The following is a 9,934-nucleotide window of genomic DNA, read 5'->3' as shown; positions in this document are numbered from 1 at the left end:
CGGGATCGACGTTGTCGGACTCGTCCACCCAGGTCAGGATGCGGGGGATCTCGTCGGGGATGGCGCTCATCAGATCGAAGAACTCGCTGTCGTGCAGCACCAGTTTCACCTGCTCGCGCGTGGCGACATCGGCGAACTGCGGCTTCGCGAAGCCGGTGTTCATCAATACCGCGCGCACACCCAGCTTGCCGGTGGCCGCCAGGCTCAGCACCATGCCGCGGTGGTCGCGCGCCAGCAGCGCCACCACGTCACCCTCGCGCAGGCCGTGCGCGGCCAGGCCGCGAGCCAGCTGATTGGACTGCTCGTTGACCTCGGCGAAGGTCAGCTCGCCCCGCTCGTCCAGCAGCGCCGCGGATTTCGGATTGGTCTTCGCGGCGTGCATGATCACACCCGCGAAGGGTCCGAACTTGGTGACGTTGAGCGCCGAGCTGACCGCATGGTCCGGTCGCAGCGGGCTGAACAGCCCGCGTTTGCGCATGACGTTGACCCCCAGAGCCAGATCTCCGGCCTTTCGGAGGGCAGTGCTTGCTGACGGAAGGACAGCTGACATAGGTACAACCTTCCGCGGATTCCGCCAGGCAGGCGGGACCGCAACATCGAGATCCAGTGCCTGCTAACCCTAGCAAGCAGGGGTGCGTGAATGTGGTTCGCGTCTCTGTAACCGACGGTACCGTACAACTGGTCGGGTGACCGGTTAGGTGATCTGGTATTCCACCAGTGCCCGGCGCAGCAGCTTGCCGGTGGCGTTACGCGGCAGATCGTCGAGGAACACCACGTCACGCGGCACTTTGTAGCGGGCGAGGGTGCCCTTCACGTACGCCTTGATCTCGTCCGGATCCAGGGTTGCGCCCGGCTCGGGCACGACGAAGGCGCGCAGGCGCTTGCCGAATTCCACGTCGTCCACGCCGACCACCGCCGCGTCGAAGATGTCCGCCCGCTCCAGCAGCAGATTCTCGACCTCCTGCGGGAAGACGTTCTCGCCGCCGGAGACGATCATGTCGTCGTCGCGGCCGTCGACGAACAACAGTCCGTGTTCGTCGAAATGGCCGACGTCGCCGGAGGACATATAGCCGTCGATGATCTGCTTGTGCCGTCCGTCGGTATACCCGCCGAACGGCGCGCCGGAGCGAATGAAGATGCGCCCCTTGACATTCGCGCCGTGCACACGCTTGTCGTTCTCGTCGAAGAGCACCACTTCGCACGTGATGGGCGCGCGTCCGGCGGTGCCGGGGGCGATGGCCAGATCCGCCGGCTGGGCCACCGTCGCCACCGCGCATTCGGTGGAGCCGTAGAGGTTGTAGAGCACCGGGCCGAACGCCTCGGCGGCACGCACCGACAGTTCCGGAGACAGCGCCGAACCGGCCAGCACGATGGATTTCAGCGAGGACAGGTCGTAACGCGCGCGCACCGCCGGATCGAGTTCGACCATGCGATGCAGCATCGTCGGCACCGCGACCAGCAGGTCGACATCGTGTTCGGCGATCAGTGCCAGGGTGCGCTCGGCGTCGAAACGGCGCATCATCACCGTCGTCGCGCCGAGAGCGGTGGCGACCAGCCAGGTGGCCTGGCCGGTGCTGTGGAAGATCGGCGAGACGATGAGCATCGTGCCCTGCGGCGGGAACGGGATCCGATCCGCGATCTGCGCCGAGGAGATCGGCGAAACCGCCTCGCGGGGAGCGCCTTTCGGCAGGCCCGTGGTGCCGCTGGTGAGAATCACGAAGCCACCCGGCTTGGCCGGCAGCGGCAACTCGTTCGGTGGGTGGGCGGCGATCAATTCCTCGATGGTTATTGCGCCCGTGGGCAATTCGGCGCCGTCGTCGACCCAGGTGATCACTCGCGGCAGCTCCGGCGGCAGCGCGTCGAGCAGGCCGACGAATTCACTGTCGTGCAGCACCACCTTCACGTGCTCGCGTTCGCAGACCTGCGCGAACTGCGGTTTCGCGAAGCCGGTGTTCATCAGCGCCAGCCGCGCACCGGCCTTCCCGGCGGCCGCCATCGCCAGCAGCAGTCCGCGATGATCGCGTGCGAGAATGCCGATCACCGTTCCCGGTTCGACGCCGAGCGACTGCAGCCCGCGCGCCAGCCGCGTGGAATTGTCGTCGAGTTTGCGGAAGGTCATACTGCCGTGCTCGTCGATCAGCGCCGTCCGCTGCGGCCACATCCGCGCCGCATGCCGCACCATCGTCGCCTGCGGCCCGAGCCGGCGCCCCTCCTTCGCCGACAACACCGTCTCACCCAGATTGCGCGGATCGATGAACCCGCGCTCCCGCAGCACATTCAACGCCCGCACCGCCTCGGTCACCTCGACCGCCTTGCGCGCAACCCCGTGCAGAACCGACCCGATACCGACGCCCACGTCAACCACCTCCACACGACCCGACCGCGTGCTGGGGACGGTAGCAGCCGCAAGTGTGACTTGGTACACACTTCCGGTCAACAGCTTGGCCCCGATTGTGGGTGGACTGCCGTGCGCAGCCGAGGAACGTGCGCTCGGATCTGCGCTCCGGGTCACCGAGTCGGCGCGGCATCCTCCGGATCGTCCTCGGGCGGAACTGGATTGCGCAGGCTGGGAGCGCCGGGGAGCAGGTCGGGCAGGTCGGGTAGGGGGTCGACGATGTCGGACACCGGTGCCACGGCCTCGGCGGTGTGCTTTTCGGCATGCGTCGCGGCCTCACGGATGACTTCGGTGAGTTTCCGGGCGAGATCTTCCGGCTTGTTCCGCATGGCTGCCGGCTCCAGTTTTATCTCGGTGACCACTCCGGCGGAGTCGACGCTCACTTCGATCGTGCCGTCCGTCGAACGTGCCTGGATCCGAAGGGAATCGAGTCGCCGGCGAATCTCGGCCAGACTCGCCATCTGCTCCTCGTAATTGTCGAGGAGCTGATTGACTTCCGTGCGGGCCAGGTATCGGAAATCGTCGCCGGCGGACAGCGGATCCACTACCGGATCCCGCCCTCGGATTTCGGCCGGCTTGCCCCACCCATGCGGTTCGCACTCCGTTTCCGCCGTTCGCTGTGCTGAACGAGCCTGTATCGACAGTGTGCATTCCATCCAACCAGCGCATCGTCGGTTTTCCCAGATGTGGGAAACAGGGGGAAGGGACGGAGAATCGTCAGCATCGGCAACAGGAGCGAGGTGGTCGAAGTGGGGCAGGAGCTGTCGATCGACGAGGCTCGGCTCCGCGCTGTCGTCCAGGAGTACGAGTCGATCGCGAGTGAGGCTCGTCAGATCTACAACGAGCTTCGCGACCACTTCGCGAGGGTCGGCAAATTCTGGGGCGACGACGAACCCGGCCACACCTTCGCCAAGACGTTCGAGCCCGACTCCCGGACCCTGCTCGACAACATGAATCGCACCCTCGGAGCGTTGACCGAAGAAGGGAAGCTGCTGTCGGGCATCGCCGGTCGTTTCGAGGAAGCGGACCTGGACGGCAGGACATCCATCCTGGGACCGGGGGGCGAGCGCGAAACTCCCATGGGCACAGGGCAATCCATGGCCGGTGGGCCGGTATCGCCGGCCCCGGGTGTGGTCGATACGCCGAACTCTTCCGCTCCGGTTGCTCGAGCCCCGATATCCTCGCCGGCCCAGCGAGCGGAAGGTACTGCGGCCGAGCCGGTCTCGTCGGCCGATTCGGCTGGTCCAGGTGCGCAGAATCAGCCGGCGGCGGCTTCGTCGGACGCTGGGCCGAATTCACCGTCGGCAGTGTCCGCTGGAGACGGCGGCCTCTCCGGCGCTGCGGCGCCGACGGCGGGCAACGCGTCATCGGCGTTGGGGGCGCTTCCCCCCTCCAACCCCAAAGGCCCGTCGTCGCGGGCTGTTCCGGAGACCGGACCATCGAAGAAGGTCGACGGCCCGGGCTCCGCGGAATCGCAACGGACGAATACACCCTGGTCGAGCCGGTCGGACAGTGGCGGCCCGAGGCCCGACCCGGCGCGCAAGGTCTCGGCTCCGCCGACGCGCGGAGGGCGACCGAGTACGCCCGGGGCGCCGAAGGCCCCGGCGAAAGGCGCTCCGGGAACTCCGAAACGTGTTCGGCGCGAGGACAAGCGGGTCGAGGCACGGCATGCGACGTCGAACGAAGGGCAGGAACTCGCCGAGGCCCTCATGAGACGCCACGGTCTACAGGTGACCGGGTTCGACACCCCTGGAATCGCCCTGGACACGCTGCGCGACATCGCGCAGGCCCTCGACGACGTACTCACCGCCCACCCCTACCTGGACCTGCCCGAATTCGCGATCGCCGAATGTGGGGACGCCGTCACGCGGCTCGACTGGGTTCGCAGTTCGGGCGACGGTGAAAACATTCCGAGGGTAAAGCGTCTGATTCTGAACATGGCGAATGCCAAAGATGCCGACTCGCTTGCTCGGAAGGTGTCCGCGGAAGCCGAACGTGGCGGTATTTCTCGTGGTTCCGCCCGTAGGCCGTTGTATTCCACGGTTGTCCGGGAACTCGGTCATGCCCTTGATGTGACCGGTGGTCTTCGCGCCCACTCCATATCGCAACGGACATTGATTTCCGAATACCTGTCGGAGTGTGGCGACAGCCGGTTCGAAACTCCGCTCGGCGTTGTCGTCACCGATTACCGCAGGTGGCGCGGTCGGTTGAGCGGATACGGCTTCCCGCACGGCAGATTCGAACCGGGAAGGGCCCTGGCCGACGCGTTCGCCGAGGTGCAGCTCGATGCGGGCAAGGCCGTGGCCCCTGCGCGCGTCCTGCATCGACTGCTCGTGACTACCGCGAAACGCCACAGCACGAAGACCTTTCCTCCCGATCGGGTGTAGCCGCATCATGCGAAGGGAGCGGCAGCGAGCGGCTGTCAACGTGAACGGACGAATTCGGTGACCCTGCGGTTGCCGCCCGAACTTCCGGATTGGGCGGTCAAGGGGGTCGCCGGCGAGAGTTTTCCCAAGTTCGATGAAGATATCGGCTATGCGACGTCGGAGTGCATATCCGATTGCATGGAACGTTGGAAGAACCTGGGGCCCCGTTTGGACCGCCTCGCCGCTATGGAGAGTCTCGCCCTGACGGGCATGACCGAATCCGAGAAAGGTGATGTCCGGAATCGGCCGATGCTGGCGGATATCAGCAATACGCATGATTACGGGCAGAGTTTGGCCGCCTTCACATCGTCCGCCAGCGGAAATTATCAATACACGAAATGGAGAATAATCTGGACCCTCGTCGCGATGGTGGCGATGGTGGCGACGGACATCTTCGTCGGCGGTCCGCTCAAAGCTGCGGCGGACCGGGCCCGCAGCGAAGCGATAATCGTGGCTGCCCGGAACCGGCTGCTGGCCTGGGTGGAACGAATAGGTGCCGAATCCGCGGCCAAGCGGGCTCTCATCCCGATGGCACGGGTGGCCAGGCTGTCTGCTCCCTTCATGAAAATCGCCGGGATAGGTGCGGTCTTCGGCGGCGGTGTCGATCTCGCCGCGCAGATGTCGCAGAAATACATCGATCACCGCCGGGACGAAATCGACTTCGGCAGTGTCGGTAAACAAGCGCTGCTCGGCGGCGTAACCGGCCTCGCCGGTGCGGCTTTCGGCCTGTACGCCGCACCACGCGCGGGCCGGTTGTTTCAGAGATTCGCCGGCGGGGCCGGCGCGACGGCAAGCAGAGTGGTGCCGACCCTGGTAGTCGGTGTGGGGGGCGGTCTGGTCGGCAGCGTGGTGGGCGTCGGAGCCAACGCCTTGATCAGCGGCGGAAAGCTCTCGGGGCAAGATCTTCTCGACGCGGCGGTCGCGGGATTCGGTGGCGGATTCGTCGGTTCGGTGATTCCGGCGGGCCGCGCGATAAAGGGTGGGGCTTTGGCGCCGAGACTGTCGGAACCGCCACCGACTTCTGCGCCGCGCACCGCCGGCGCAGGATCGACCGGCCGACCCGTCAATAGTCCTTCACGGGTGGCACTGGGCGAGCTACACCCTCTCGACTCCGCAATCGCCCCGCCGTCCGGTCGTCGCGGCGATCAGTTCGGTCTGGTGGCCGCGGCGGACCCACACAATCCGTCGAATCCCAACGCGTTCAACGCAGGCGGTCCGAGAGGGAAGCCCGAGGGGTCGCCGGGCGAGCCACCCTCGGGGGGATCCGGAGTCGGCGAGCGCAATGCGGGAAACCCACCGGGAACAACCGCAAGGGGTCCGGAGGCGGGCGCTCCGAGCGGTAATCAAGTCGGGCCGTTGCCGGAGCACGGTGGACAGCCGCCACCGAAAGCCGAGGCACCGCCGGCCACGCCGCCGCCGCGGGGACCTGCCGAGACTCCCCCCTCGGGTGGGTCGCCGGCACCCTCGCGAGGCAGTGGGACCGCCGCCGGCCCTCAAACCGGGGAACAGCCGCCGTCCGCGCCTGTCTCTGCGCACGGTGAAACGGGAACGGGTTCGGCTCCGGTAAGGCCGGAGGGTGGGCAACTTCCGGTCGATCCGCGAGGGGGCCCGGCCCCCAGTGAACCCGTGGCAGGTCCTGGATCAGGCCGGGCAGATGAAGGTTCGCCGTGGGGTGAGTCCGAGCCTTCGCCGTGGGGTGAACGTGAGCCGTCGCCATGGGGTGAGCGTGAGCCGTCGCCGTGGGGCGAGTCCGATGGACCTTCGCGGACGGGGGCCGCCGAGCCACCGCAGGGCACATCCTTCTCTCCGAAAGAGGCTGATACACCGCAGGTTACGCCGCCGGCGGTGCCCTCGGAGGCTCCGTCGTCGGGCGGAGCGCCTCCCATGCAGGAGGGGCCCGGGAATCGGGCGGGTGAGTCGCCGGCGGTCCCACCGCCCGGTGAGGCCATAGCTGGCGACAGTGCGGAGTCCGGGCCCGTGCCGAAGGCCCCTGAGGGCTCGTCAGGCCCTGGAACGGACAGAGGCCCTTACAACGAGGACGGATACAACAGCCGCGGGTACGACGAGCAGGGATACGACAGGAACGGGTACGACGAGAACGGATACGACAAGTGGGGCTGCAAGGAGGACGGGTACGACGACCACGGTTTCAATAGGCTCGGGTACGACGCGGACGGATACGGCAGGGACGGGTACAACGACCGGGGATACAACAGGGCCGGGTACGACCGAGACGGAACCCTGCACCCCGAGAGAGCTGTTGCGCTGGGGGAGGCAGGAAGCGATCCGAGTTCCTCGCAGGTGAATAGGACGGGCGTCGACAATCGGTCGAACGACCCGAACGCGGGCTCCGGTAGAAGGGACCCTGCGGGGCCCGACGGCAATAAGCCGAATAGTGGGGCCGGGGCGGAAGGTTCGGCCCCGAGGGCCAAGGCGGGGGCCGATGGTGGTGTGCGGCTGTTGCAAGACGTGTGGAACGGACGGGCGGGGGTCGCGAGCGCCGACGACGTAGGCCGATTGGTAGCTGGATACGACTTCCCCGAGGGTGTTCCGCAGAACCGGGTGCACATCGCGATCAATGACGCTCTGCGAGTCACCCGGCAAAGCGGCGGCGACTTCGGCGATTTCGTCAAGAACGTCGACACGCGGCTGAAGGCATACAAGATCAGCCTGGAGGAATCGCCGGGTGCGCCGCAGCGGCCGACGGGTGAGCAGACCCCGGGCGGGCCGGGAGGGGGCCCGGTGCCAGGCGACCCCGCCACAGGTTCGCCCGGCTCGGGTGAGGCAGCCCCGCCGACGGGGGTCGCGAAGGCAGCGGAACCGGGCGAGGGATCGAGTACGGGGCAGCGCGCGTCCGGAAACGACAGGAACGGGTCGGACGGCTATGACAGCGCCGGCTACGACAGAGACGGTTTCGACCGGGACGGTTACGACCGCGGCGGATATGACAGGAGGGGTTACGACAAGGAGGGGTACCAGCGGAACGGATACAACGAGGAGGGGTACGACAGGTACGGGAACAAACGTTACGACCCGGACAGCCGTTACGACAGTGCCGGCTACGACGAGGCCGGCTATGACAGGAGCGGATACAACGAGGCCGGGTACAACCGCAGCGGGTACGACAGGGACGGGTACAAGCGGGACGGATACGACGACGCCGGCTACGACCGAAACGGTTACAACCGATCGGGCTACGACAGAGACGGATTCGACCGAAACGGCTACGACAGCGAGGGGTACGACAGAGACGGATACCACGCTGACGAGTACCTCGGAGGGCGGAGACCCGCCGGAGACAGGGGCGACGAGGGGCGCGGCGGGGGTTCGGATGGGGGCCCGTCCACCCCGACTCCGCCCGGGCCACGAAATGTGGATGAGCCGCCACTTCCACGGGACCCGGATGGCACGCCGAGGTCGACACCGCCGCCATTGGGGCGACCGCCTGAGAACCCCGCGGCTCGTCCGGATGGTGACGGGGAGGGCGCAGGTGGTAGCGGCGCGCCCGCGAAGGGCGACGACAGCTCCGGCGGAGCTGATGACGGCGGCTCGCGCAAAGGCGAAGGCGAGGCGGGCAAGCCGGGCGACTACGACAAGGACGGGTACGACAAGAACGGTTTCGACAAGGACGGATTCGATCGGGACGGGTACAGCCGGGAGGGGTACAACAAGGACGGATACAACCGGGCGGGGTACGACAAGGACGGCTACAGCCGGGGTGGGTACGACAAGGACGGGTACGACCGCTCGGGTGCCCACCGGGACGGCTACGACGAGAACGGATACGACCCGAACGGGTACGACCGCGCCGGTTTCGACCGAGGGGGTTACAGCCGGGACGGGTACGACAAGAACGGGTACAACCGGGGCGGTTTCGACAAGGACGGGTACGACCGGGGCGGTTTCGACAAGGACGGATACAACCGGGCCGGCGCCCATCGGGACGGGTATGACGCCCAAGGGTACGACCCGAACGGTTTCGACAAGGACGGATACAACAGGGCGGGGTTCAACCGCGAGGGGTACGACAAGAACGGCTACAACGCGGCCGGACGGCACAAGGACGACGTCGACGGTTCGAAAGACAGTGGGGACGGGTCGGGCAAGAAGGACTCCGGCGACGAGAACAGCGCGAACAAGTCCGAAGGCACCGACGACAAGGCTGCCGGCGACAAGAACAAGGACGACAAGTCCGACAAGGACAAGAAGAAGTCCGACGACGATGATGACGACGGCGACAAGAAGAAGATGGGCAAGGGCAAGAAGTTTCTTCTGGCAGCCGCTGCCGTCGGTGCCGTCGGCTATTTCGCCTCGAACCACTGGTCGCCGTGGGGGCACCAGGGCGACGACGGGGGGTCGGGCGACGGATCGGGTGAAGGCAGCGGCTCCGGTTCGGGATCCGGTTCCGGTTCTCCGGCGCCGATCACTCCGACCGTTCCGAGCACGGCTACCGAGCCGACTCCGCTGACGCCGACCGCGCCCTCCGGTTACGCCTATACGCCGACTGCACCCTCGGCTCTGACGCCGACACCGCTGGGTCCGTCCTCGTCGGGGTCGGCACCGAACGACGGCGCGTGGTCGAACGACCCGACCTCCCTGGATCCGACCACGCCGGGTTCCCAGCCGACCACACCCGGTTCGCTCCCGGGCGACGGTTCCTCCTCCGAGGGTTCGGGCAGCCTCGGTCAGGACCCGAGCCAACTGTCTCCGGCGAGTCTCGGCAGTGGTAGCAGTGGCATTTTGGGAGGTGGCGGCATGGGTGGCGATCCCATGGGCGGTATGGGAAATCTCCTGGGTGCCGCAGTTGCCGCCATGACCATGATGTCGATGGGATCCGGAATGGGAGCGGACGACAGCGGCCAGGACCCGTATTACGACGACGGCGCCATCGCACAAGCGCCTCCACCCGCGCCGGCCCCCGCACCCGCCGCCGACACCGGTGAGGGTTCTGGTTCTGGTGAGGGTTCGGGGTCCGGCTCTGGTGAGGGCTCAGGGTCCGGTTCGGGTGAGGGTTCTGGTTCCGGTTCGGGTGACGGCTCCGGTTCCGGTTCGGGTTCTGGTTCCGGTGACGGTTCGGGTCCGGCTCTGGCGAGGGTTCTGGCTCCGGTGACGG

At 67.0% G+C, this 9,934-nt stretch carries 4 protein-coding genes and 1 pseudogene; 2 read left to right on the top strand and 3 right to left on the bottom strand.

Annotated features, from left to right (window positions below; translation table 11 throughout):
• From ON23_RS20425 to ON23_RS38865, 3 genes are all read right to left on the bottom strand, one after another.
• Positions 1-550, bottom strand: a 550-nt coding sequence (locus tag ON23_RS20425; RefSeq protein WP_174376503.1) for an AMP-binding protein, incomplete at its 3' end; no start/stop codon positions are given.
• A gap of 144 nt (positions 551-694) precedes the next feature.
• On the bottom strand, positions 695-2,356 hold the full coding sequence (locus ON23_RS20420; RefSeq protein WP_373282209.1) for an acyl-CoA synthetase: 1,662 nt from the start codon (positions 2,354-2,356) through the stop codon (positions 695-697).
• 152 nt (positions 2,357-2,508) lie between these two features.
• Positions 2,509-3,252 (bottom strand): YbaB/EbfC family nucleoid-associated protein, encoded by a 744-nt coding sequence (locus ON23_RS38865; protein ID WP_157170252.1) that lies wholly within the window; start codon positions 3,250-3,252, stop codon positions 2,509-2,511.
• Positions 3,253-4,125: 873 nt separating this feature from the next.
• Between ON23_RS38865 and ON23_RS38860 the strand changes: the two genes are divergently transcribed.
• Both ON23_RS38860 and ON23_RS38855 read left to right on the top strand, forming a co-directional pair.
• The gene (locus ON23_RS38860) at positions 4,126-4,782 is read left to right on the top strand and encodes a hypothetical protein (RefSeq protein WP_157170251.1); all 657 of its coding nucleotides are present in this window, start codon (positions 4,126-4,128) and stop codon (positions 4,780-4,782) included.
• Positions 4,783-7,122: 2,340 nt separating this feature from the next.
• Positions 7,123-9,934: pseudogene (locus ON23_RS38855) on the top strand (hypothetical protein); the annotation flags it as partial.

The sequence above is a fragment of the Nocardia cerradoensis NBRC 101014 genome (assembly GCF_000308535.1).
GTDB classification, from domain to species: Bacteria; Actinomycetota; Actinomycetes; order Mycobacteriales; family Mycobacteriaceae; genus Nocardia; species Nocardia cerradoensis.
This window is presented reverse-complemented; position numbering and strand designations above follow the sequence as displayed.